The organism is Stenotrophomonas sp. Sm10 (assembly GCF_030985515.1).
Lineage (GTDB): Bacteria > Pseudomonadota > Gammaproteobacteria > Xanthomonadales > Xanthomonadaceae > Stenotrophomonas > Stenotrophomonas hibiscicola.
Window position 1 is genome coordinate 61,432 of sequence record NZ_JAPTFO010000002.1, and the last position, 23,461, is coordinate 84,892.

Consider the following 23,461-nt stretch of genomic DNA (forward strand, 5'->3'; position numbering starts at 1 on the left):
ACTTTGATATCTTCCGTTCGAACCCTCAAGGACGTACCGCCATGAAAGAGAAGTCGCTGTCTTCGCTCAACGGCCTCGGCACGCTGGCCGTCGCCCTGCTCGTCGCCCTCGCTGGCGCCGCCCTGTTCGTACTGGGTGTGGCCGCCAAGGCCAGCGTCGGCTCGCCCAACCTGCTGCTGATGCTGCTGGGGGCGTTGCTGGTAGTCCTGGGCGTGTTCACGCTGGCCGGCCTGTACACCATCCAGCCCAACCAGGCGGCGGTGCTGAGCCTGTTCGGCAAGTACGTGGGCACGGTGAAGGACAACGGCCTGCGCTGGAACAACCCTTTCTATGCCAAGCGCCGGGTCAGCCAGCGCGTGCGCAACTTCGAGAGCGGCAAGCTGAAGGTCAACGAGCTGGACGGTAGCCCGATCGAGATCGCCGCGGTGATTGTCTGGCAGGTGGTCGATGCCTCCGAGGCCGTCTACAACGTGGACGACTACGAGAGCTTCGTGCACATCCAGTCCGAATCGGCACTGCGGGCGATGGCCACCAGCTATCCCTACGACCAGCACGAGGATGGACAGCTGGCCCTGCGCAGCCACGCCAGCGAGATCTCCCAGCACCTGAAGAACGAGCTGGCCGAGCGCCTGGCCGATGCCGGTGTACAGGTGATCGACGCGCGCATCAGCCACCTGGCCTACGCCGCCGAAATCGCCCAGGCGATGCTGCAACGCCAGCAGGCCAACGCGGTGATCGCCGCGCGCACGCGTATCGTTGCTGGTGCGGTGGGCATGGTCGAGATGGCCTTGGCCGAACTGCAGAAGAACGGCGTGGTGCAGCTGGACGAGGAACGCAAGGCGCACATGGTCAGCAACCTGCTCACCGTGCTGTGCTCGGACCGCGGCACCCAGCCGATCGTCAATGCCGGCTCGCTGTATTGAGCCACACTCGCAACGGGGTGCCCCACCGCCCCGCCAGGAGCCCCCATGAGTGAGAAGAAAGCCTACCCGCTGCGCATCAATGCCGACGTCCTGGCTGCTGCGCAGCGCTGGGCTGATGACGAACTGCGCAGCCTCAACGCGCAGATCGAATACGTGCTGCGCGACGCCCTGCGCAAGGCGGGACGCCTGCCGAAACCCGCGCCATCGTCGGAGGACAAGGAATGAGCAAGCGTTGGAGCTACCAGACCATCGAGGTCAAGACGTCCATGATGGGCCTGCTCAAGGCCGAGGACATCCAGGCCGAACTCAGCCGCCAGGGCCAACTGGGCTGGGAACTGGTCAACATCATCATCCCGGCGCCGATGCGCCCGGCGATGCTGGTGTTCAAGAAGGAGGCCTGACGCATGGGCGGCAGCGACCCGAAGACGTTTGAAGTGGCCGAGAGCTCGCCGTTGCGCGTGCTCTGGATCGTGCTTCCGCTGCTGGCTGCCTTCGTGGCGTGCGTGTACGCACAGCTGTACAAGGCGCCGTCCAGTGCCCCTTGGATCGAAGTAGCGCTGTCGCCGCCCTGGTTCCGGATGGGTGGCAGTGCCGCCTGGAGTCTGCTGGTGATCGCGGTACTCGGCATCGGGTTGGGCGCAGCATTCTTCCGTCGCCGGGTGGAACTGGACGACAACGTGCTGGATGTGCGCTCGACGATGTACCGCCGCCGCGTCCCGGTGGCACAGCTGCGGCTGGACCAGGCCGAGGTGGTCGACCTGCAGCGTGACCGCCGCTATGGCATCCGTGTCAAAACCAATGGCTATTCAGTGCCAGGCTTCTATTCCGGCCACTTCCGCCTGCACGGGGGCGGCAAGGGCTTCGCTCTGGTCACCGATCGTGCGCGTGTCCTCGCCCTGCCGGTCAGTGACGGCAGCACGCTGCTGCTCAGCGTGGACCGGCCGCAGGCGCTGCTCGATGCGCTGCACAAAGTGGCCGCGTCGGCGCCACGGCAGTAAGCTGCTGAGATGCAACGACGCGCCCCCCTGCTGATCAACACCGAGGCCATCGAGCTGTGGCCCGCGCACCTGCTGCGTGCACGCAGCAACCTGGATGCACGCCTGCTGTCGCAGGCACACCGGGTGCTGCGGCGCAAGCGCGATGGCCGCTACCTCGCGGCGGTACTGGCGCGCGGGGTTCATGCCATGGTGCCGCGCCTGGCACACGAGCCAGGGGTGGAGGACGCATTGGCGCTGCTGGATGCAGCAGCGGCGCGTCCGTTCGGCGCCGTGCTGGAGGATCAGTGGTTGCCACTGGCAGGCCTGCAGCAGCGCCTGCAGCAGCTTGGCCTGGATGCACAGCGCTATGCCGGCGACAGCGGGCTGCCGCTCGAACCCGAACCCTGCCTGCTGCACTTCGCCGGCCGCGACCGCTTCGCCCGCCCGTTGTGGCTGCACCGTGCCGCCGCGCAGGGCTGGCGGCGGATGCGACTGCACGCGGCACAGGATGGAATTGCGCTGGACGCCATCTCCGGCTTCCGCAGCCATGCCTACCAGTTGGGCATCTTCGAGCGGAAGCTGGCGCGCGGCTTGAGCGTGGCAGAGATCCTGAAGGTCAATGCCGCCCCGGGTTTCAGCGAACACCACAGCGGCTACGCGCTGGACATCGGCACACCTGGCGATGCGCCGGCCGAAGAATCGTTCGAAGCCACCGACGCGTTCGCCTGGCTGCAGGTGCATGCCGGCGGGCATGGCTTCCATCTGAGTTACCCACGCGACAACCCGCACGGCATCGTCTACGAACCCTGGCACTGGTGCTGGAGACCGGCCAACGGCTGAGCCCCTCGTGGCGAAAGCCTGGAGCGGTCAGCGCATGGCCGCGCGATGGAACAAGACAGCAAAGACAAAAGCCGGTCGCTTCGCTCGAAGCCACTACAACGGATCAGCGCGCGGCTGTTGGGTCCGCCTTCAAGCGAGCCGAGCACCGCAGGTCCGGCGAGGGCGAAGAGGTGCTTGCGATTCTGTAGAGCCGAGCCATGCTCGGCTGCTCTCCGCACCGCCCCTCGATGCGCCGAGGAGCGCAGGGGACCGGTGCGCAGCACCGGCTCGTGGCCGGCGGCGCGTTTCTTTTGGTTACTTTTCTTTTCGCGCGAAAAGAAAAGTAACGCCCATGAACGGTGCAGATCGCATCTGCATGGATCGAAGCGACAACGTCGACTCAGTTACCGCCTCAACGCATTGATCGCCAGCAACACCCATCCGGCCATCATGCTGGTGCCACCGATCGGTGCCATCCGCGTCGGCCACTGCCACAGCGCACCACCCACCAGGCTGCCGGAAAACAACAGCACACCCAGCAGCAGCACGTACAGCGCAAGGTGCGCGATCGCTCCCTGCGCGCGCGGCCCCAGCGCCACCAGCACCGCACCGTGCGCGAACGCATACAGCGCCGCCATGTTCAGATGCTGCTGCGCCAGCGGATCAGCCACGCCATGCGATGCATAGGCGGACAGGCCGATCGAGGCGGCGGCCAGCAGTGCCCCCAGGCAGGCCAGCAGCGAAGGCTTACGTGCGCGACGTTCGAGATTGAACATGTGGGCTCCTTGCGCAGCGCCCTTGCCGGGCGCCAGATGAAAAAAAAACGCGCCGCAATGAGCGGCGCGTTTTCGTGTCCAGCACTACATGGGTCAGCCGAAGCTTACTTGACGGCCCAGTAGATGTCGTAGGTACCTTCCGGGGTGAACGACTTGTCGATGCCGTCCTTCCAGGTTTCGTACGGACGGTCGATCACTTCGTTGCCGGAGGTCACCGCCCAGGCACGCAGGCCGTTGCGGGCCACGTCAAGACCCGCCATGTGGCCGGTGTAGGCCGCATGCGCCGAACGGTGCGGAGCCACATGCACGTACTTGACCGGCGCGCCGCCGTCGATCTTGACGGTCAGCTCTTCAGCGGTGGCACCTTCAGCACCCTTCTTCTTCACCGGCTGGGCGATGTCGAAGGCGTACTTCTCCTGGCCGAAGTCGGTGGTGATGATGCGGAACGGACCGGCGGCTTCAAGGCCATTGGCCTCCATCACGCGCTTGATCCACTCCTGGTTGTCCTTGATGGACTTGGTGATCGTGTCCTGACCGCGGTCCACGTTACCGGCGTTGACGACCAGCAGGTCCTCAGCCGGCACATCGACGATGCCCAGATCGGTCAGCGGGGCTTCCGGCGTGCGGTAGTCGACGTTCGGGACGGTGGCCAGCATGTTGGCCATGCGCGACAGGCCCATCTTGATGTCGTCGCCGATCTGGCGGCTGACATACAGGCCGGCATAACGGCCGAACAGGTCGAAGCCGTACTTCACCGAGTAGTCCTGGGTGATCTTGACGTTACGGCCACCCTTGCCGGTCGGCTCCAGGGTGAAGGTGGTGATCTTGTCGTGACCCTTGGTGGCGTCATCAATGGCGATCGCAACACGCTTGTTCTCTTCGGCTTCGGTGATCTTCCAGGAACCGGTGCCCAGGTCCTTGGAGGTGAAGTCGAGGGTGGCACCGACGCCGGAGGCCGGGCCGGACAGCTTCAGTTCAACGGCGGGATCGCGCAGTACCAGCGGGTTCCAGTCCTTGAAGCGGCGCAGGCTGCTGACCGTGTCGTACACGATCGTCATCTTGCGGTTGGTCTCGATGCTTTCGGTGATGTGACGCTCGCCCGGCAGACATACGCCAATGATGACGAACAGGCCAGCCACGATCCCCAAGGCGATCAGGAACTCGATAATACGGGTCATTCAGAGAGTCTCCGGGGCCGATCCCACGGCCGGGTTGATTGAAGCGAAGCGCCAATCCTAGCAGGCTTCGCGGGCATTGTTTATCGGGATTGGCGCACCGGTTTCCGTGCCGGCTGCGTATTTGTATGGACAAAGAAATCGAAGGGTACCGCATACCGACGCCCCTGAAGTAGGGGGCAACCCCGCCGGAGGGCCATGAATGGACCTCAAGTCATTGTCCTGAAAAGAATTTCTTCACACCAGCTGCAGCTCGAACGCCTTCAATACGGCGCGGGTACGGTCGCGCACGCCCAGCTTGGAAAGGATGTTGGACACGTGGTTCTTGATGGTGCCTTCGGCCACCCCCAGCGAATTGGCAATCTCCTTGTTGGAGAAGCCGCTGGCCATGAGGCGCAGGATCTCGGTCTCGCGGTCGGTCAACGGGTCCGGACGGTCCAGGCTGACAAACTCGTTGCGCATGTGCTCCAGGCCGGACAGCAGCCGCTGGGTCACGGCCGGCTGCACCAGCGAACCGCCGTCGGCCACGGTGCGGATGGCACCGACCAGCTGTGCCAGGGTCACGTCCTTGAGCAGGTAACCCTTGGCGCCGGCCTTAAGCCCGGCCAGCACCAGCTGGTCATCGTCGAAAGTGGTGAGGATGATGGTCGGCGGCAGCAGGTCCTGACGCGACAGGACCTGCAGCGCCTCCAGCCCGGACATCACCGGCATGCGCATGTCCATCAGCACCACGTCCGGTCGCACCTGCGGTATCAGCTCCACCGCCTGGCGGCCGTCGCCGGCCTCGGCCACCACCTCGATGCCGTCGTCGAGCGCCAGCAGGGAGCGGATTCCCTGCCGCACCAGGGTTTGGTCGTCGACCAGGCAGACGCGAATCATCAACGCACTCCTTCAGGAACCTTGGTAAGGGCGGCCACCAGCACCGTTGCCGGTACCGTCGCCCGCAGCCGGAAGCCTTCACCGGGCCGGGTCTCGACCTGCAGCTGGCCGCCACATTGTTGCAGTCGCTCGCGCATGCCGCGCAAGCCATTGCCCACATTGACCGTATCCGCGCCGACGCCGTCGTCGCGGGCCTCCACCACCACCTGGTCGGGGGCTTCACGGTACACCTTGATCCACAGGTGGCGGGCACCGGCATGGCGCACCGCGTTGGTGATGATCTCCTGGGTACACCGCAGCAGCACGTGGGCCCGCTGCGGGTCCTCCACGTTCAGTGGATCCTCGATGTCCAGCTGGATGTCCAGCGAGGGCACGTTCTCGGTCAGCGGGCGCAGCGCCGCGGCCAGATCGATGGCACCGGTCTCGCGCAGCTGGCTGACCACCTCGCGCACGTTGCCCAGCAGCAGCTTGGCCAGGGCATGCGAGCGCTTCACGTGGTCCAGCGCCTGGCCTTCGGCCAGGTGGCCTGCCACTTCCAGGTTCAGGGTCAGCGCGGTCAGCTGATGCCCCAGAAGGTCATGCAGCTCCCGCGAAATACGGGTGCGCTCGTTGACGCGGGCGCTCTCGGCCAGGAGGGCACGGGTGGCGCGCAGCTCTGAATTGAGCCTGCGCTGTTCGTCGCGGGCCTCGGTCTGCTGTCTCGCAACAAGGCTGGTCACGAAGATGAACATGGAAAAGCCGCCATACAGCAACGACTGCATCACCGCTTCGAACAGCGGGAAGCGCAGCAGCAGGTAATAGACCGGCGCCACCGCCAGCTGGCTGACCAGCAGCCACAGCACGCACAGGCGTACCGAAAGCATCCACGGAATGACGCCGGCAGCCACCATCATCAGGATGCTGCCAAGGCCCGAGCCGCTGAGGAAACTGACGCCCAGCGCCGAGACCGTCAGCAGGAGCAGCAGGCCGCGGTCCAGCCAGCTGGTGTGGCTGCCGCTGTCGCTGCGCAGCAGGCGGGTCAGCCAATAGTACGCCGCGCCGAAGGACAGGTAGGCGACAAACAGCAGGATCGCCCAGCCGCCCATATCGCTGCGGCTGTGCAGGTTCTCGAACTGCGAATACGCCAATGGAAGGCCGACCATGACCCAGGTGAACAGGCCGGCCAGACGGAGAACGCGGGTATGGCTGAGGACTCCCAACATGCCAGCACTCTACGGGCCCGGCCTGCGTCGCGCACTCCCACGGAAGTCATGCATCCGCGCCCCCCTGTTCATGCCGCAGCCCACCCCGGGCATGCAATAATCGTGCGCAGGGTCCCCTGACGGACCAACCGCGTTACCCCACGGAGTCACAATGTCGATTGTCATCCGCGACGTGCGCGAGCACGAGCTCGATTCCGTCCTGGCTTTGAACAACAACGCTGGCCTGGCCATCCTTCCCCTGGATGCGGCCCGCCTGCGCCTGTTCTATGAAACCGCTGAGTATTTCCGCGTCGCCGAGCGCGACGGCAACCTTGCCGGCTTCCTGATCGGCTTCGGCAGCGACAGCCAGCACGACAGCAGCAACTTTGCCTGGTTCAAGCAGCAGCTGGACGCCCCGTTCTTCTATATCGACCGCATCGTGGTTGCCAGCCGCCGTCGTGGTGGTGGCGTCGGTCGCGCGTTCTATGCCGATGCGCAGAGCTTCGCCGAGCTGCGCTACCCGCAGATGACCTGCGAGGTCTTCCTCGACCATGGCGCCGATGCCGCCCTGCTCTTCCACGGCAGCTTCGGCTTCCGCGAGCTGGGCCAGAACACCATGCCGCAGGTCGATGTGCGCGCCAGCATGCTGGCCAAGGAACTGTGCAGCTACCCGTGGGTGAAGGAGACCTACGGCGGCAAGCTGCCGGATGTGGCATGGACACGTGCCCGGCAGCTGCCGGCGCAGGCACAGCGGCCGACGGGGACCTGAGCGTGGCGGTGAATTTCGATTACGAACAGGCCGGTGAACTGAAGATCGGCCAGGTGGGCATCGCCAACCTGCGCATCCGTACGCTTGACGTCGAACGCCTCGTGCAGGAAATGCGCGAACGCGTTACCCGGGCGCCGAAGCTGTTCGGCCGCGCCGCGGTGATCCTCGACTTCGGCGGCCTGAGCCAGGTACCGGACGTGGCCACGGCGCAAGCGCTGGTCGATGGCCTGCGCAGCGCCGGCGTGCTGCCGGTGGCGCTGGCCTATGGCACCAGCGCGGTCGACCTGCTCTCGCAGCAGCTCGGACTGCCGCTGCTGGCCAAGTTCCGCGCCCAGTACGAGCGAGCCGAGGCCGAGCCGCCCCCGCCCCCGCCCGCTCCGGAACCGCGGCGCGCAGCGCGCGCCGAACCGAAGCCGGCGCCGGCCGCGCCGACAGTCAGGGTTGCCGGCGCTGCGGCACCGCAGCCGGGCCGCATGCAGCTGGGCAACGTACGCTCGGGCCAGCAGCTGTACGCTGAAAACTGCGACCTCACCGTGATGGCTACCGTCGGCGCCGGCGCCGAAGTCATCGCCGACGGCAGCATCCATATCTACGGCACCCTGCGCGGCCGCGCGCTGGCAGGGGCGCAGGGCAACACCGCGGCACGCATCTTCTGCCGTGATTTCCATGCGGAACTGGTGGCCATTGCAGGCCACTACAAGGTACTGGACGATGTCCCGGACAACCTGCGCGGCAAGGCCGTGCAGGTATGGCTGGAACAGGACCAGGTCAAGATCGCTGCGCTGGACTGACGCAGCTCCAAACTAATGCAGAACCAGGAGAAGTCCTTTGGCTGAAATCATCGTAGTCACCTCCGGCAAGGGCGGCGTGGGCAAGACCACTTCCAGCGCGAGCCTGGCCTGTGGCCTGGCGAGGCGCGGCAAGAAGGTGGCGGTGATCGACTTCGACGTCGGCCTGCGCAACCTCGACCTGATCATGGGCTGCGAACGCCGCGTGGTGTACGACTTCGTCAACGTCGTGCACGGCGAAGCCACCCTCAAACAGGCCCTGATCAAGGACAAGCGCTTCGACAACCTGTACGTGCTGGCCGCCTCGCAGACCCGCGACAAGGACGCACTGACCCAGGAAGGCGTGGGCAAGGTTCTGAAGGACCTGGCCGCCGACGGCTTCGACTACATCATCTGCGACTCGCCGGCGGGTATCGAAAAGGGTGCCTTCCTGGCGATGTACTTCGCCGACCGCGCCGTGGTGGTGGTGAACCCGGAAGTGTCCTCCGTGCGCGACTCCGACCGCATCATCGGGCTGCTGGATTCGAAGACCCACAAGGCCGAATCCGGGCAGAATGTGCCCGCGTTCCTGCTGCTGACCCGCTATACCCCGCTGCGCGTGGAAACCGGCGAGATGCTCAGCATTGCCGACGTCGAGGAAGTGCTGGGGCTGAAGGCGATCGGCGTGATCCCCGAGTCGGGTGACGTGCTCAATGCCTCCAACAAGGGCGAGCCGGTCATCCTGGATGTCGAATCCGCAGCCGGCCAGGCCTATGAGGACGCCGTTGCGCGCATCCTTGGCGAGGAGCGGCCGATGCGCTTCACCACCGTGGAGAAGAAGGGCTTCTTCAGCAAGCTGTTCGGAGGGTAAGCATGGGCCTGTTCGATTTCCTCAAAGCGAAGAAGACCACCGCCGAAACCGCAAAGAACCGCCTGCAGATCATCATCGCGCAGGAACGCAGCCACCGCGGTGGCCCGGACTACCTGCCCCTGCTGCAGCGCGAGTTGCTGGAAGTGATCAAGAAGTACGTGAACATCGACGTCGATGCGGTGAAGGTCGACCTGGTGAAGGATGGCCAGCACGACGTGCTGGACATCTCCGTGGCGCTGCCTGAAGGCCCGGACAAACCCTGATCCCCCGCCCCGCCCGTGCCTGCATGGGCGGGGCTGCGTGACCTGCATGACCGATACGACAACCACCGTGGGCATCACCTGCGTGGGCGACATCGCCTTCGCCGACGCGCAGCGCCTGCTCGCCGCGCATGGCCTGCGGCTGCACCACGTGGCGCCCGGCGAACCGATTCCCGGCAGTTACTGGGGCGAGCCAGAGGCCGGCATCATCGCCAGCAACGTGTACGTGCGCGACGACACGCCCGTGCATTCGATGCTGCACGAAGCCTGCCACCTGATCGTGCTGCCGCCGGAGCGGCGTGCGCAGGTGCATACCGACGCCACCGACTCGGTGGCCGAGGAAGATGCCACCTGCTACCTGCAGATCGTGCTGGCCGGGCAGCTGCCGGGTGTTGGCAGCGCGCGGTTGATGGCCGACATGGACGCCTGGGGGTACACGTATCGGCTGGGGTCTACACAGGCATGGTTCGAACAGGACGCCGAAGACGCGAAGGCGTGGTTGATCGAACGCGGGTTGCCGGTGGCGTAACGCTCGGTAGTGCCGGCCGCTGGCCGGCAACCAGGTGATGCTTCACGGGTTCATGAGGTTGCCGGCCAGCGGCCGGCACCACCCCATCAGCCCTGCCCGGCCAGCGCGCGCAGGGTAATACCGACGATGTAGGCCAGGTACGTGCCGGTCGCATAGCCCATCGTGCCCAGCAGCACGCCCACCGGCGCCAGCGCCGGATGGAACGCGGCGGCCACCACCGGCGCCGAGGCCGGGCCACCGATGTTCGACTGCGAACCGATGGCGAAATAGAAGAACGGCACCTTCAGCAGCTTGCCTAGGCACCACAGCAGCACGATGTGCACGGCGATCCAGATCAGGCCGAGCAGGAACAGCCACGGGCGGTCCAGCAACGCCAGCAGATCCATCTGCATGCCGATGCAGGCGATCAGGAAGTACAGCAGCAACGAACCCAGACGCGAGGCACCCGCGCCTTCCAGGTTGCGTGCGCGGGTGAAACTCAGGCTCAGGCCCAGCGTGGTCGACAGCACCACCACCCACACGAACGGTGCGTCCAGGCTGAACTGCGCGGCCCAGCTGACATTTGCCTTGAACCACGCCGCCAAGGGCGCACCGATCGCGTGTGCCAGTCCGACGCCACCGAAGGCCACGGCCGCGATCAGCATCAGATCGGTGAGGCTGGGAATGCGCTCATGCTCGGCCTGGAAGCGCGCGATGCGCTCCTTCAGTTCATCGATGGCCGAGGTATCGGCGCCACTGCGTGCATCGATCTTCGCCGCACGACCGGCGAGGAAGATCAGCGCCGCCATCCACACATAGCCGACACCCACGTCGACCACGGCGAACTGGCCGAAGGTGGTCGCGTTGACGTCGAACACTTCGCGCATCGCCAGCATGTTGGCGCCACCACCGATCCAGCTGCCGGCCAACGCAGCCATGCCGGCCCAGGTGTCACCGGCCACGGTTTCCGGATGCACGGCGCGCATCAGCAGGAAGGCCACGACCGCCCCGAGCATGATGCTGGCCGATGCCCCCAGGTACATCAGCACCAGCTTCGGGCCCAGCCGCAGGATGCCCTTGATGTCCACCGCCAGGGTCAGCAGGATCAGCGCCGCCGGCAGCAGGATGTCGCGTGCGATCGGGTTGTAGAGCCGGGTGTTCTGCCCGTCGATCAGGCCGACGGTGTTGTAGATGCCGGGAATCAGGTAGCACAGCAGCAGCGCCGGCACGAAGGTGTAGAAGCGTTTCCACAGGCCCTGCTCGCGCGAGGCGGTCCAGAAAACGGCGCCGAGCGTGGCGGCGATCAAACCGAAGACGACGATGTCGTTCTGGATCAGGGCAGTCGAAGGCATGCAGGCGCTCTGGTAGAGCCGGCCGCTGGCCGGCTGCTGTTGGCGGCAGATAAGGTGTGCCGACCAACGGTCGGCACCCACCGGTAAAGCAGATGGTGAAACAGAAGCGCCGCCCCGGAGAGCGGCGCCGCAACCATCAGTTGCCGATGTGCTGCTTCAGCCAGGCATTGACGGTGTCATGCCACAGGATGCTGTTGTTCGGCTTGAGCACCCAGTGGTTTTCATCCGGGAAGTACAGGAACTTCGATTCGATGCCCTGGCGCTGGGCGGCGGTGAACGCGGCCAGGCCCTGCTCGACCGGGATGCGGAAGTCCTGCTGGCCGTGGATGACCAGGATCGGCTTCTTCCAGTCCGCCACGTGGTTGACCGGGTTGAACTTCTCGTAGTTCGCGGCCTTCTGGTACGGCGTGCCGCCCTGCTCCCACTCGGTGAACCACAGTTCTTCGGTGGCGTAGCCCATCATGCGCTGGTCGAACACGCCGTCGTGGTTGACCAGGCACTTGAACGGGCTGTTCCAGTTGCCGGCGATCCAGTTGACCATGAAGCCGCCGTAGCTGGCGCCCAGCGCACAGGCCTTGTCACTGTTGAGGAAGGAATACTTCTTCAGTGCCGCGTCCCAGCCCTTCTGCAGGTCTTCCAGCGGGCGGTCGCCCCAGTGCTGGCTGATCGCATCGGTGAACGCCTGGCCGTAGCCGGTGGAGCCGTGGAAGTCGATCATCACCACCGCGTAGCCCTGGCCCGCATAGGTCTGCGGATTCCAGCGGTAGCTCCAGCCATTGCCGAAGCTGCCCTGCGGGCCGCCATGGATCAGGAACGCCACCGGGTAGGACTTGCCTTCCTGATAGTTGTGCGGCTTGACCACGTAGCCATGCACGGTGTCGTTGTTCCAGCCCTTGAACTCGAACTGTTCGTAGTCGCCGAAGGACACGTCCTTGAGTACGTCGCCAGCAGCCGGGGTCAGCGCGCGCAGTTCGCCGATCGGCTGGCCTGCGGCCGGCAGCAGTCCTACCAGCACCTGGTCGTTGCTCTTCAGGCTGTTGCGGGTGATCGCCACGCTGTTGCCGGCCACATCGACCGAGGTCACGCTGCCGTCGCCAACCAGCTTGGTGGCCTTGCCGCTGGCCACGTCGATCTGGAACAGCGGATGCTCGCCGAGGTCGTCGGCGGTGGTGTAGATGCTGGCGCCGTCGGCGGACAGGGTGATGCCGCCCGCCGAACGGTCCCACTGCGGCGCGATCTCGCGGGTCTTGCCGCTGGCCAGGTCCATCGCCATCAGGCCGAAGCGGTCGGCCTCGAAGCCCGGGCGCTTCATCGCACGATAGAACAGCGTCTTGCCGTCGGCGCTGAACACCGGGCCGGCATCCCAGGCCGGGTTGGAGGCGGTCAGGTTGACCGGCGCCTGCTTGCCCGCGGCGTCGAAGCGGTACAGATCGAAGTTGGTCGACCACGGTTCGTGCTTGCCGGCCACACGGATGCTGGCCACTACGCTGGCGCCATCCGGCGACCACGCGAAGTCATCATTGCCGCCGAACGGCTTGGACGGCGCATCACCATCGATGGTCGCGCTCAGTGCCGAGGCGCCCTTGACTGCACCGGCCTTGGCCGCAGGCAGCGGAGCGACGAACAGGGTGTTGCGGCGGCCGTCGTTCCAGGTGTCCCAGTGGCGCACGAACAGCGAATCCCATACCTGGCCGCTGGCCTTGGCGTCCTTCTTTTCCTTCAGCTTCTTCTCGGTGCAGGCCAGGTCCGAGGCGCAGGCCTGGAACACGCCGGCGCTGAACAACACGCGGTCGTCCTGCGGCGACACGTGGTAGCTGTCCACGTCGACCGGGAAGTCGGTCAGCTGGCGCGGAGTACCGCCGTTGATGGGCTGCGCGTACAGCTGCTGGCTGCCGTTTTTGGCGCTCAGGAAATACAACGTCTGGCCATCGGCCGACAGCGAGGCGGAATTGACGTTCCAGCCGGCCGGGGTGATCTGCTTCGGCGGCGCTGCGTCGCGGGTGCGCAGGTTGCGCGCGAACAGCGCGGTGGAGGCCTTCAGGTTGGCGTCCACGCTGCGCTTGGCGAACACCACGGTGCCACCGTCTGCGGTCAGCACCGGCGCGGAAACGCGGTCCATCGCCACCATGTCGCGGACTTCCAGGCCACGGGCAGCGGCAACACTGGGCAGGGCGGCCAGCAGGCTCAGTGGCAGCAGGGCATGACGCAGTTTCATCGGGGTCTCCGCAGGACGGCAAAAAACCGATGGTAGGCCCGCATGGCCGGGGCTGCCAAGGCCATCGGTCATGGCTGCAGGCGGGCAATCGCCATAAACAGCAAACCCCGCCGAAGCGGGGTTTGCGGTACTGCCGGGGGGGGGGCGGCAACCAGGGGTATCACGGGATTCCGGGATTGCCGGCCAGCGGTCGGCACTACCCGTCCCTTACGCCTTGGCGTACTTGCCGGTGCGGTAGATCAGCCAGCCGACCAGGAACAGCACGGCCAGGCCGATCCACTGTGCGCCCGGCAGGTGGAACGGCACTGCCAGCACATCGGCGCGGCTGCTGACCACGATCGGAATCGCGATGGCGATGCCCATCAGTGCCTCACCGGTGATCAGGCCGGCGGCAAACAGCACGCCCGGCTTGTGCACGCGGTCGCGGCCTTCTTCGTCATCGGCGCGCACCCTGTGGAAGCGCTCGACCAGATGGGCGATCAGGCCGCCGAGGAAGATCGGCACCATCAGTTCCAGCGGCAGGTAGATGCCGATGGCGGCGGCCAGCACCGGCACGCGGAAGCGCGCGTTGCGGGACTTCAGCCAGCTGTCGAAGGCGATGATGGCAGCGCCGACCACAGCACCGATGCCGATGAAGGTCCACGGCAGTTCACCACCGAACAGGCCCTTGGCCACCGAGGCCATCAGGTTGGCCTGCGGCGCAGCCAGCGCGTTCGGGTGCAGCTCGGACTTCACGCCGATGCCGTAGGCAGTGGCCAGCAGGTTCAGTACCGGGGCCATGATCAGCGCGCACGAGAACGCACCGATGCCCAGCATCAGCTGCTGCTTCCACGGGGTGGCACCGACGATGTAACCGGCCTTGAGGTCCTGCAGGTTGTCACCACCGACCGCAGCGGCACAGCACACCACCGCACCGATCATGATCGCGGCCACCGCGCCCAGCGGCGCCCCGCCGGCACCGACCGGCTTGAGGCCGTCAGCGCCCAGCAGCACGACCAGCACGGCCGAGGCGAACAGGATGGTGGAGATGGTGATGCCCGAGACCGGGTTGTTGGACGAACCGATCAGGCCGGCCAGGTAGGCGGAGACCGAGACGAACAGGAAGCCGGCGACGATCATGATGAGGGTCATCGGGATCGACACGTGCCACTGGCCGACGATGGCCTGGTACAGGGCCAGCAGCGGCAGCACGAACGCCACCAGGGCAACCAGCATCCACTTCATCGGCAGGTCGCGCTCGGTATGCGCCAGCACCGGGCCACCGCTCTTGCGGGCGGCGGCAAAGCCGCTCTTGACGCCGTTGAGCAGCGACTTGCGCAGCGAGATCAGGGTCCAGATGCCACCGATCAGCATCGCGCCGACACCCAGGTAGCGCATCTTCGCGCCCCAGATGGCGAACGCCGCCTCGGTGGACGAAGCCGCGGCAACCGACGCGGCCAGCGCCGGATCGGTGTTCATGAAGAACGCCTGGTAGATCGGGATGGCGATGTGCCAGGTCAGGATCGAACCGGACACCACCACGATGCCGACGTTGAGGCCGACGATGTAGCCCACGCCCAGCAACGCCGGTGACAGGTTGGTACCGATGAAGGCGGTGACCTTGGAGCTGCCGACATAGGCCGAGGTGGCCCAGGCATCTGGAATCAGGCGCATGCCGCTTTCCGCGGCCAGCTTGACGAAGGCGCCGATCACCGCCGACAGGCCGAGGATCTTCAGGCCCGGGCCCGGGTTCTCGCCGGCCTTGAGCACTTCGGCCGCCGCCTTGCCTTCCGGGAACGGCAGCGGATCTTCGACGATCATCGAACGGCGCAGCGGCACCGAGAACAGCACGCCCAGCAGGCCGCCGAGGCCGGCGATGCCCAGCACCCACCAGTACTTGAAGTCCGGCCAGTAGCCCATGATCACCAGCGCGGGGATGGTGAAGATCACGCCGGCGGCGATCGACGAACCGGCCGAAGCGCCGGTCTGCACGATGTTGTTTTCAAGGATGGAGCCACCGCCCAGCAGGCGCAGCACGCCCATGGAAATCACCGCGGCGGGAATGGCGGTGGCGATGGTCAGGCCTGCGAACAGGCCGAGGTAGGCGTTTGCGGCCGACAGCACCACCGCCAGCACGATGGCCAGGGCCACTGCGCGGAAGGTGAGCTGCTTGGGCGCAGCGTCGTGGTTCATGGAAGCCCCTGCTGGCAAAAAATCCCTGCCACGCTAGCGTTCAGGGGGCGGCAAGTCCAGTGCGGTTGGTACCGGCTGGCAAGCCCTCGCCCAGCGCTGCGCCCTAGCAGGCCCCTGGCCCCTTCAGATGTGTCGTGTTTGACCAAGTTGTGCACAGGGCACCGGTGCGTCGGAGCGGGGGTCCCTTGACCCCAATCCCCCGACGCCCCCGGCCCATCGGGCGATGCGCGCCAGGCGAGGGGGTTTGCGACTCAGCACCTGCTTGAGTCGATTCCCGGAATCCAACACCGTGCACTGCCACCAACACAACGTCGGCAAGGAGACCGCATGGCAGACGCGCCATTGATCACGATGATGCGTGCCCTCCTCGTTGCAGCGGGCGCGATGCTGTGCCTGCTGCTGGGTATAGGCAACGTCAACGCCTACAGCGGGTTCGGCACCGCGGTGATCGAGGATCGGGAAGGAATACCTTGTTTCGGCCTGCCGCCACGGGCACTGGAATGGGTCCGATCGCCCCGTATCCTGCAAGCGGTGATCGTGTATCACCACGACACGGTGAAGGCATGGTCGTTCATGTACGACCTGACTCCCGTAGAGCCTTTGGCACCGGGCCAGTGCATCGTCTACGGCGATCTGCCAGCCTCGGCCACGCTGCGCACTTCTCCACAGCCATTGATTCCTGCAACCTTGTACGAGGTCTACCTCAACGCTCCCACCAATGGCCCAATCAGGGGCTACACGGCGAAGTTCTGCCTGAAAGCTGCGCCTGACGGATCGACTCGGGTGATCCCCATCAGGTACGACAAGCGGACGGGTTGGAGCGCAGCTGTCTGCCAACCCTGACGGGCTACGCAGCAGAACGTTATGTTATATCCTGTCACGCCGGTCGAACATCCCACGTGGCCTCTTCCCCCTCCCTCCGCCTTGCCTCCATCGACCAGCTGCGCGGCACCGTGATGCTGTTGATGTTGCTCGACCACGTGCGCGAGACCTTCTTCCTGCAGCACCAGGTAAGCGACCCGATGGACGCGGCGACGGTCTCCCCTGCGCTGTTCACCTGCCGTCTGCTGGCGCACCTGTGTGCGCCCGTGTTCGTCCTGTTGACCGGCCTGTCGGCCTGGCTGTACGGCCAGCGCCAGGCGGATCCGCGCCGGGCCACCGCAGCCTTCCTGCTCAAGCGCGGGCTGTTCCTGGTCGTGCTGGAACTGACCCTGGTGAACTTCGCCTGGACCTTCCAGCTGCCGCCGGACACGCTGTACCTGCAGGTGATCTGGGCCATCGGGCTGAGCATGATCGCGCTGGCCGGGCTGCTTTGGCTGCCACGCCCGGCACTGCTGGTGCTGGCAATCGCGGTGGTGGCCGGGCACAACCTGTTCGACGGCTTACGGGTGCAAGGCAATGGCCTGCTGGCGGTGCTGTGGAAAGTGCTGCACCAGCGCGACTGGATCGAGGCCGGTGCGCTGCGCCTGCGCACGTCCTATCCGCTGCTGCCGTGGATCGGGGTGATCGCACTGGGCTACCTGATGGGGCCGTGGTTCGGTCGCGAGCGCGCGCCAGAGCAGCGCCAGCGCTGGCTGCTGTGGGCAGGCATCGGCGCGCTGGCCCTGTTCGCACTGCTGCGGTTCGCCAACCAGTACGGGGATGCACCGTGGCAGTACCAGACCACCACGCTGCGCACCTGGCTGAGCATCCTCAACATCACCAAGTACCCGCCGTCATTGCAGTTCCTGCTGCTCACCCTGGGCGTGGGCCTGCTGTTGCTGCGCCTGTACGAATGGCCGCCCCTGGCGCTTGCGCTGCGCCCGCTGGCCGATATCGGCGCCGCGCCGATGTTCTTCTACCTGCTGCACCTGTATGTGCTGAAGGGGCTGTACGTGGCCGCGCTGGCGATCTGGGGACCGACGCACGGTGACCTGTACGCACTGGATTCGGTGACCGGCCTGCTGCTGGTGGCCTGTGCGCTGGCGGTGGTGCTGTACCCGCCGACGCGGGCCTTCGCGCGGTTCAAAGCGCGAAGGCGCGATCTGCCGTGGTTGCGATACCTGTGATCGCCCAGACCAGTCCGGCAATCCACGCATGGCGTGGATCCACTGAAAGCGAATCGGGCCACAGGCCTATAATTCCGCGATGAATTCCACCGCTATCGCTTCCGACGATTTCCTGGGCCACCCCAAGGGCGTCTACGTCTGCTTCTTCACTGAAATGTGGGAGCGCTTCTCCTTCTACGGCATGAAGGCGCTGCTGCTGCTGTACCTGACCAAATACCACCTGTTCGGCGACAAGGCCGGCCTGGACCTGCTCGGCGCCTACGGCGGCCTGGTGTACTGCATCCCGGTGTTCGGCGGCATGCTGGCCGACCGCTGGCTGGGCATGCGCCGGGCGGTGCTGTTCGGCGGCATCCTGCTGGTGCTCGGCCACCTCGGCATGGCTTTCGAGGGCCATGCAGCCTACCGGGTGAACGGCGAAGTGGTGCGCGACACCTCGGCACTGGCGGTGACCTACCTGTCGCTGGCGCTGATCATCATGGGCGTCGGCTTCCTCAAGCCGAACATCTCCACCATCGTCGGCAAGCTGTACGCCAAGGACGATCCGCGCCGCGATTCGGGCTTCTCGCTGTTCTACGCCGGCATCAACCTCGGTGCGCTGTTCTCATCGCTGGTGTGCGGCTTCCTTGGTGAGGCCTACGGCTGGAAGTATGGATTCGGTGCGGCCGGCGTCGGCATGCTGGCCGGCCTGGCAATGTTCCTGTGGGGCCAGAAATACCTGCAGGGCCACGCCGAACCGCCGCAGCCGACAGCGCTGAAACAGAAGGTGCTGGGCCTGCCGCGCGAATGGCTGATCTACCTGTGCGCGGTGCTCGGTGTGCTGCCGGTCGCCTGGCTGATGTGGGCCGCCGGCAATGGCGCGTTCGCGCTGGGCGGTGAAATCAGCCTGGCGCTGATGCTGATGCTGGTGGTGCTGGGCGGCGTGCTGGTCTGGTTCGCCTGGTTCACCGGCACGAAATGCACGCCGGTGCAGCGTCAGCAGATGATCGCGCTGATGGTGCTGATCTTCATGGCGCTGGTGTTCTTCACGATGTACGAGCAGTCCTACGGCTCGTGGGTGACCTTCACCGACCGCCTGCTGACCAAGGACATCGTGCCCTCGCTGGTGATCACCGGCGGCACGCCGCTGCCGTGGTCGATTCTCTCGCTGCTGCTGGCACCGCTCGGCTTCGTGGTCAGCGCGCGCCTGTCGGAACGGCGCCCGGGCTCGGCTGCGCCGCGCACGTTCTTCGCCGCCATCGTCGTGCTGATGCTGGTGCTGCTGGTGCGCGACTGCCTGGTGATCCCGCAGACCGCAGGCTCGCTGACCTACCTGGGTGGCCTGTTCCTGGTGCTGCTGGCACCGGCCTTCGCCGTACTGTGGACGTGGATGGACCGCCGCGGCTGGGAACCGGGCAAGCCGGTCAAATCGGCCTGGGGTCTGGTGATCGGCGCGCTGTCGTTCGTGCCGCTGGCACTGGCCGCACAGCAGGTCGGCGCTACCGGCGAGATGGCCAGTGTGTGGTGGCTGGTGCTGGCCTACTTCCTGCTGGCCAGTGGCGAAATGTGCCTGTCGCCGGTCGGCCTGTCGGCGGTCACCCAGTTGGCCGTGCCGCGGGTGATGAGCCTGATGATGGGCACCTGGTTCCTCGCCACCGCCTTCTCGGAGACGCTGGCCGCGCTGTTCGGCAAGCTGGCCGCGATCGAGGTGCCGGAAGGCGAATCGCTGGACATGGTGGCCGCCGCCGGCGCCTATGCGCACCTGTTCTGGCTGCTGATGTGGATCGGCTTGGGCTGTGCGCTGGCCGCCTTCATTGCCGCGCCGCTGCTGAAGAAGATGATGCACGGGGTCAAGTAAGCCCGGTGCAGGCGAAATCCGGGGCGGCGGATCGATCATCCGCCGCTCCCGGCGTGCTCAGGGCGCGCTGCTCTTTTCCGCAGGCGCGGCCTGCGCGGCCACCTGTCCCCCCAGGCTGCGCGAGAGGAAGGCCAGCAACCTGCTGTAGTACGTGCGTTGGTTGGCAGGCGAATAGAAGCCATGCCCTTCGTTCCTGACGTACAGGGTTTCCACCGGCGAACCCGCCTTCTTCAATGCCGCTTCCATGCGTTCGCTGTGCACGATCGGCGCACGCTGGTCCTGGCCACCTGCGGCCAGGAATACCGGCACCCGTACCTGCGCAGCCAGATTCACCGGGGAACGCTCTGCCAGATCCTTGGGCGATCCCAGCCAGTTGCGCAGGTAGGCCAGGCCTGACTCATCACTCTGGATATCTCCGCGGGCGTACATCAACGGCAGATCGTAGATGCCGACGTAGCCGGCCGCGCACTGGTAGAGGCCTGGTTCGCGCACCGCCCCCATCATCGCCGCATAGGCACCGTAACTGGCCCCGTAGATGCAGATGCGGTTCTTGTCGGCCACGCCCTGGTCGATCGCCCACCGCGTGGCATCGGTGACGTCATCCTGCATCGACAGCCCCCATTGCTTGCGCGCAGCCTGCATGTGGGCCCGGCCATAGCCGGAAGATCCGCGGAAATTCACCTGCAACACCGCATAGCCTGCCGCCGCCAGCATCTGTGCCTCGGTGTCGTAGGTGCCATCGTCGGCAACGCCGATCGGGCCTCCGTGTGGCACCACTACCATCGGCAGCGCACCGGCCTCGTGGCCATGTGGGACGGTAAGGAAACCATGCAGCGGACGCCCGTCACGCGCCTTCAGGCTGATCGGACGCACCTGCGCGGCCAGCGCAGGGTCGATCCAGTCGCTGCGGCTGATCAGGTGCCGAGCACTCTTGGCCACCGTGTCATAGAGATAGAAATCGCCTGGGTTGCTGCCTGACCAGGTTTCCACCAGCACCGTCCTGCCATCGCGCGTGCTGGAGGTGATGTAGACCGCTCCGCCCAGGCCCGCTTCGAGGCTGCGGTAAAGGCGGGCTTCGTCCGAGGCATCATCGAAGAATGCCGTTCGCGGTGCACTGCCAAGGAACAGCGCCCCGACCGGTACGCGGCTGCCGGGGCGCCGGATGATGCGCGCAGGGTCGGCCGTCCCATCGCGCAGCACGGTGCGTCGCTCATTGCTGTGCGGATCCCAGCTCACAATGGCGTCAGGCCCGTCTGCCTGCTCGACCTGCAGGTACGCCAGGCGACCATCGGCCGAAAAGCCGAGCGGCAGCTCGATGCGCTTGCTCAGGGATTCATCGTTGAGCAGGATCCAGTCGCTGTTGCTGCCCGTGCGGTAATAGAGCTTCTGCGTGCCGTCGGTAACGACAGCGCGCGCGAACCGCACCTCGCCCTGCTCATCGGTCGTGAAGTCCGCATCGGGAATGGGAGCCCGTGCCACCGCATTGCGGCGACCGGTGATCACGTCCATGCGCTCGACCTGTGCATGCGAACTGCCGACCAGCGGGATTACCGTCACCAGTGCGTTGCGGTCGTCGTCCTTGAGTTCATCACTGAGGTACGCGGCCACCAGGCCCGCCGGCTTGACCTTGATGTTGGTACCCAGGCTCTGGTCGGCAACCCGGTAACCCACCAGCAGCTCGCCGCCCTTGCCATTGGCATTGATGCCGAACAATTCGCCAGTCGGCGTCGGCCGCTCCAGCACCCCGAACTTCTGTGCCATGCCGACCAGAAGCCGCTCGTTGCTGACCCAGTCGAAGGTGTGGGCGTGATCATTGCGGGGCGGGCGGAAGCTGCCCACCATCTTCATGTCGGCAATGCGGTAGATCGCCAATGCGGTCCCGGCCTCCAGCGGAACCGTCGCGGCGATGTACTCGCCCCCCGGTGAAATCTTGATGTCGGTAAACGACTCCTGCCGCAGATAGCGATCCAGGTCCAGCGTCGCCGCCGATGCTCCGCCCACAACCGCTCCCAGCAGTACAGCAAGCACAATCCTGCGCATCCTTCCCCCATGGAAAACCGGACACCCTGTCCGGATGCACGATTCTAGGCACGTGACCGTTTGCCGCGCCACATCGGCAGAAAAAACGACGGCACCGTTGCCGGTGCCGTCGTTACCACTACCTTGGAGAGAGAGTCAGGACGTGGGTTCGGGGGGCATGCGCCGGGTCAGTGGACCCCGCGCACCGCCAACGTTAGGGCCAGGATGCTGAGGATCACGGCGATGGTGCCGTCAAGCACACGCCAGGTGCTGGGCTTGGTGAACAGCGGCGCCAGCAGGCGTGCGCCCAGTCCCTGCGCGGTCAGCCAAAGGCAGCTGGCGGTCACCACGCCGGCGGCGAAGGCCATGCGGGCGTTGCCGAAGTTCTCGGCGATCGAGCCGATCACCATCATGTCCAGCCAGAAGTGCGGGTTGATCAGCGAAAAGCCGACTGCGGCCATCAGCACCGCGCGGCGGCTGCCGTCATCGCTGTCAGCCTCACCCATGCCGCCGCCACCGGCGATCGCACGGCGTGCCGACTTCATCGCGTACCAGGCCAGGAATGCCACGCCGGTCCACAGCACGGCGCTGGTCAGCCACGGCAGCGCCGAGGTGAGCGTGCGCAGGCCGGCAACGCTGGCGAAAATGAAGATCGCATCGATGGCCGCACAGGTGGCAACCACCGGCACGATGTGCTTGCGCAGGATGCCCTGGCGCAGAATGAAGGCGCTCTGGGCGCCGACCACGGCGAACAGGCCGATGCCGGTAGCTGCACCAGAGAACCAGGCACCGAGGCCGGTGCTGGCGGAGATGACCGAGAACATGGGATTCACTGCCTTAACTTGCTTGGGGGGACGGTGCCTCGCGAAGGCGGACAGCACCGGAACGGGCGCCATTGTCGCGCCGCAACATGAAAAAGACGAGCTAAACTTCCTAAACCAACATTAGCGGAGCTTAATTCGATGCGTATCGATCATGCCCAGCTGCGCGCCTTGGCCGCGGTGATCCGCGAAGGCAGCTTCGACCGCGCCGCACAGTCGCTGAATGTCACGCCCTCGGCCATCTCGCAGCGGGTCAAGGCACTGGAGGACCGGATCGGCCGCCTGCTGGTCAAGCGCGGCACGCCTGCCACCGCCACCGCCGAGGGGCAGCTGCTCGTTCAGCTGGCCGAGCAGACCGCCCTGCTCGAACACGATGCGCTGCACCGGATGGGCCTGGCCGATGAGGATCTGCCCCAGGCCAGCATCCCGGTGGCGGTGAACCACGACAGCCTGGAAACCTGGTTTCCGCAGGCCGCCTACCAGTTCGCGCAGACCACCGGCACCACCCTGGACCTGCGTGTGGAAGACCAGGACCACACCGTGGAGCTGCTGCGCCAGGGCACGGTGCTGGGCGCAGTGACCACGCTGGACGAGCCGGTGCAGGGCTGCCAGATCCATGCGCTGGGCAGCATCCGCTACGCAGCGACGTGCACCCCCGAATTTCGCGAACGCCACTTCGCCAAGGGCGTGACCGCGCAGGCGCTGGCACAGGCACCGGTGCTGGTATTCAACCGCAAGGACGACATGCAGTCGCGCTTCGCCCGGCGCATGGCCGGCGACGACCTGCCCAGCACTGCACCGACCTGGTGGATTCCGTCCACGCGCGCCTTCGTGCAGGCCAACCTCGGCGGACTGGGCTGGACCATGAACCCGCTGCCACTGGTCAAGCGGCACCTGGACGCCGGCCGCCTGGTCTACGTGCGCCAGCGCGCGTGGGAAGACGTGCCGCTGTACTGGCAGCACTGGAAGGGCGACGTGCAGACCATGGCCCTGCTCACCCGCGCGGTACTGGATGCCTCCTCGGCGCTGATCCGGCGCAAGCGCTGAGTTGGCTTCTCAGGGGGTGTAGATCTTGGTTGACAGGCGCTTTCGGCT

General features: G+C 66.0%; 23 protein-coding genes. 14 read left to right on the forward strand and 9 right to left on the reverse strand.

Annotated features, from left to right (window positions below; genetic code table 11):
* Positions 1 to 41: 41 nt before the first annotated feature.
* The 5 genes from O0J15_RS00845 to O0J15_RS00865 are packed head-to-tail and all read left to right on the forward strand — an operon-like array spanning position 42 to position 2,740.
* On the forward strand, positions 42 to 923 hold the full coding sequence (locus O0J15_RS00845; RefSeq protein ID WP_021203112.1) for an SPFH domain-containing protein: 882 nt from the start codon (positions 42 to 44) through the stop codon (positions 921 to 923).
* A gap of 45 nt (positions 924 to 968) precedes the next feature.
* Positions 969 to 1,148, forward strand: a complete 180-nt coding sequence (locus O0J15_RS00850) for a hypothetical protein (protein ID WP_019659309.1) — start codon at positions 969 to 971, stop codon at positions 1,146 to 1,148.
* Positions 1,145 to 1,324 carry a DUF4177 domain-containing protein gene (locus O0J15_RS00855; RefSeq protein ID WP_019659310.1) on the forward strand — a complete coding sequence of 60 codons (180 nt, stop codon included), beginning with the start codon at positions 1,145 to 1,147 and terminating at the stop codon, positions 1,322 to 1,324. Before O0J15_RS00850 ends, O0J15_RS00855 begins: the two co-directional genes overlap by 4 nt.
* A 3-nt stretch (positions 1,325 to 1,327) precedes the next feature.
* A complete protein-coding gene (locus tag O0J15_RS00860) occupies positions 1,328 to 1,921 on the forward strand; it encodes a PH domain-containing protein (protein ID WP_155029134.1) in 594 nt (197 codons plus the stop codon).
* A 9-nt stretch (positions 1,922 to 1,930) separates the two neighbouring features.
* Positions 1,931 to 2,740 carry a D-alanyl-D-alanine carboxypeptidase family protein gene (locus O0J15_RS00865; protein ID WP_308304929.1) on the forward strand — a complete coding sequence of 270 codons (810 nt, stop codon included), beginning with the start codon at positions 1,931 to 1,933 and terminating at the stop codon, positions 2,738 to 2,740.
* 383 nt (positions 2,741 to 3,123) lie between these two features.
* Here O0J15_RS00865 and O0J15_RS00870 read toward each other — a convergent pair whose 3' ends face one another.
* The 4 genes from O0J15_RS00870 to O0J15_RS00885 form a co-directional block, all read right to left on the reverse strand.
* Positions 3,124 to 3,495 carry a DUF423 domain-containing protein gene (locus O0J15_RS00870; RefSeq protein ID WP_019659313.1) on the reverse strand — a complete coding sequence of 124 codons (372 nt, stop codon included), beginning with the start codon at positions 3,493 to 3,495 and terminating at the stop codon, positions 3,124 to 3,126.
* Between the two features lie 104 nt (positions 3,496 to 3,599).
* Entirely contained in the window at positions 3,600 to 4,673 is a 1,074-nt protein-coding gene (locus O0J15_RS00875; protein ID WP_021203110.1) for an SRPBCC family protein, read from the reverse strand.
* A gap of 234 nt (positions 4,674 to 4,907) precedes the next feature.
* Positions 4,908 to 5,549 (reverse strand): response regulator transcription factor, encoded by a 642-nt coding sequence (locus O0J15_RS00880; protein ID WP_021203109.1) that lies wholly within the window; start codon positions 5,547 to 5,549, stop codon positions 4,908 to 4,910.
* Positions 5,549 to 6,751, reverse strand: a complete 1,203-nt coding sequence (locus O0J15_RS00885; protein WP_019659315.1) for a sensor histidine kinase — start codon at positions 6,749 to 6,751, stop codon at positions 5,549 to 5,551. Before O0J15_RS00885 ends, O0J15_RS00880 begins: the two co-directional genes overlap by 1 nt.
* A 151-nt stretch (positions 6,752 to 6,902) precedes the next feature.
* Between O0J15_RS00885 and O0J15_RS00890 the strand changes: the two genes are divergently transcribed.
* From O0J15_RS00890 to O0J15_RS00910, 5 genes are read left to right on the forward strand one after another with little or no spacing between them, the layout of a single operon-like run.
* Positions 6,903 to 7,499 (forward strand): GNAT family N-acetyltransferase, encoded by a 597-nt coding sequence (locus O0J15_RS00890; RefSeq protein WP_019659316.1) that lies wholly within the window; start codon positions 6,903 to 6,905, stop codon positions 7,497 to 7,499.
* Complete coding sequence (minC, locus tag O0J15_RS00895; protein WP_308304930.1) at positions 7,445 to 8,290, forward strand: septum site-determining protein MinC; 846 nt, start codon at positions 7,445 to 7,447, stop codon at positions 8,288 to 8,290. The genes O0J15_RS00890 and minC overlap by 55 nt, the downstream gene beginning before the upstream one ends.
* A 37-nt stretch (positions 8,291 to 8,327) precedes the next feature.
* Positions 8,328 to 9,137 carry a septum site-determining protein MinD gene (minD, locus tag O0J15_RS00900; RefSeq protein ID WP_019659318.1) on the forward strand — a complete coding sequence of 270 codons (810 nt, stop codon included), beginning with the start codon at positions 8,328 to 8,330 and terminating at the stop codon, positions 9,135 to 9,137.
* 2 nt (positions 9,138 to 9,139) lie between these two features.
* Complete coding sequence (gene minE, locus O0J15_RS00905) at positions 9,140 to 9,400, forward strand: cell division topological specificity factor MinE (RefSeq protein ID WP_005408532.1); 261 nt, start codon at positions 9,140 to 9,142, stop codon at positions 9,398 to 9,400.
* A 46-nt stretch (positions 9,401 to 9,446) separates the two neighbouring features.
* Positions 9,447 to 9,926, forward strand: a complete 480-nt coding sequence (locus tag O0J15_RS00910; protein WP_019659319.1) for a hypothetical protein — start codon at positions 9,447 to 9,449, stop codon at positions 9,924 to 9,926.
* A gap of 86 nt (positions 9,927 to 10,012) precedes the next feature.
* On the opposite strand, the gene O0J15_RS00915 is transcribed toward O0J15_RS00910, so the two are convergent.
* The 3 genes from O0J15_RS00915 to O0J15_RS00925 all read right to left on the reverse strand — a co-directional run bounded on the left by O0J15_RS00915 (position 10,013) and on the right by O0J15_RS00925 (position 15,644).
* On the reverse strand, positions 10,013 to 11,257 hold the full coding sequence (locus O0J15_RS00915) for a DUF819 family protein (RefSeq protein WP_308304931.1): 1,245 nt from the start codon (positions 11,255 to 11,257) through the stop codon (positions 10,013 to 10,015).
* Positions 11,258 to 11,393: 136 nt separating this feature from the next.
* Entirely contained in the window at positions 11,394 to 13,472 is a 2,079-nt protein-coding gene (locus O0J15_RS00920; protein WP_308304932.1) for a S9 family peptidase, read from the reverse strand.
* Positions 13,473 to 13,679: 207 nt separating this feature from the next.
* Positions 13,680 to 15,644, reverse strand: a complete 1,965-nt coding sequence (locus tag O0J15_RS00925) for an OPT family oligopeptide transporter (protein ID WP_021203105.1) — start codon at positions 15,642 to 15,644, stop codon at positions 13,680 to 13,682.
* A 327-nt stretch (positions 15,645 to 15,971) separates the two neighbouring features.
* Here O0J15_RS00925 and O0J15_RS00930 point away from each other — a divergent pair, with 327 nt between their 5' ends.
* From O0J15_RS00930 to O0J15_RS00940, 3 genes are all read left to right on the forward strand, one after another.
* Positions 15,972 to 16,487: a hypothetical protein gene (locus O0J15_RS00930; RefSeq protein WP_021203104.1), complete on the forward strand. Its 516-nt coding sequence runs from the start codon at positions 15,972 to 15,974 to the stop codon at positions 16,485 to 16,487.
* Between the two features lie 56 nt (positions 16,488 to 16,543).
* Positions 16,544 to 17,692, forward strand: coding sequence for a DUF1624 domain-containing protein (locus tag O0J15_RS00935; RefSeq protein ID WP_164143879.1), 1,149 nt, complete (start codon positions 16,544 to 16,546; stop codon positions 17,690 to 17,692).
* 79 nt (positions 17,693 to 17,771) lie between these two features.
* Positions 17,772 to 19,526 (forward strand): oligopeptide:H+ symporter, encoded by a 1,755-nt coding sequence (locus O0J15_RS00940; protein WP_308304933.1) that lies wholly within the window; start codon positions 17,772 to 17,774, stop codon positions 19,524 to 19,526.
* A gap of 57 nt (positions 19,527 to 19,583) precedes the next feature.
* On the opposite strand, the gene O0J15_RS00945 is transcribed toward O0J15_RS00940, so the two are convergent.
* Positions 19,584 to 21,566 (reverse strand): S9 family peptidase, encoded by a 1,983-nt coding sequence (locus tag O0J15_RS00945; RefSeq protein ID WP_134730378.1) that lies wholly within the window; start codon positions 21,564 to 21,566, stop codon positions 19,584 to 19,586.
* Positions 21,567 to 21,733: 167 nt separating this feature from the next.
* Complete coding sequence (locus O0J15_RS00950) at positions 21,734 to 22,369, reverse strand: LysE/ArgO family amino acid transporter (protein ID WP_019659326.1); 636 nt, start codon at positions 22,367 to 22,369, stop codon at positions 21,734 to 21,736.
* A 138-nt stretch (positions 22,370 to 22,507) separates the two neighbouring features.
* Between O0J15_RS00950 and O0J15_RS00955 the strand changes: the two genes are divergently transcribed.
* Positions 22,508 to 23,413, forward strand: coding sequence for a LysR family transcriptional regulator ArgP (locus O0J15_RS00955; protein ID WP_019659327.1), 906 nt, complete (start codon positions 22,508 to 22,510; stop codon positions 23,411 to 23,413).
* Positions 23,414 to 23,461: the final 48 nt, after the last annotated feature.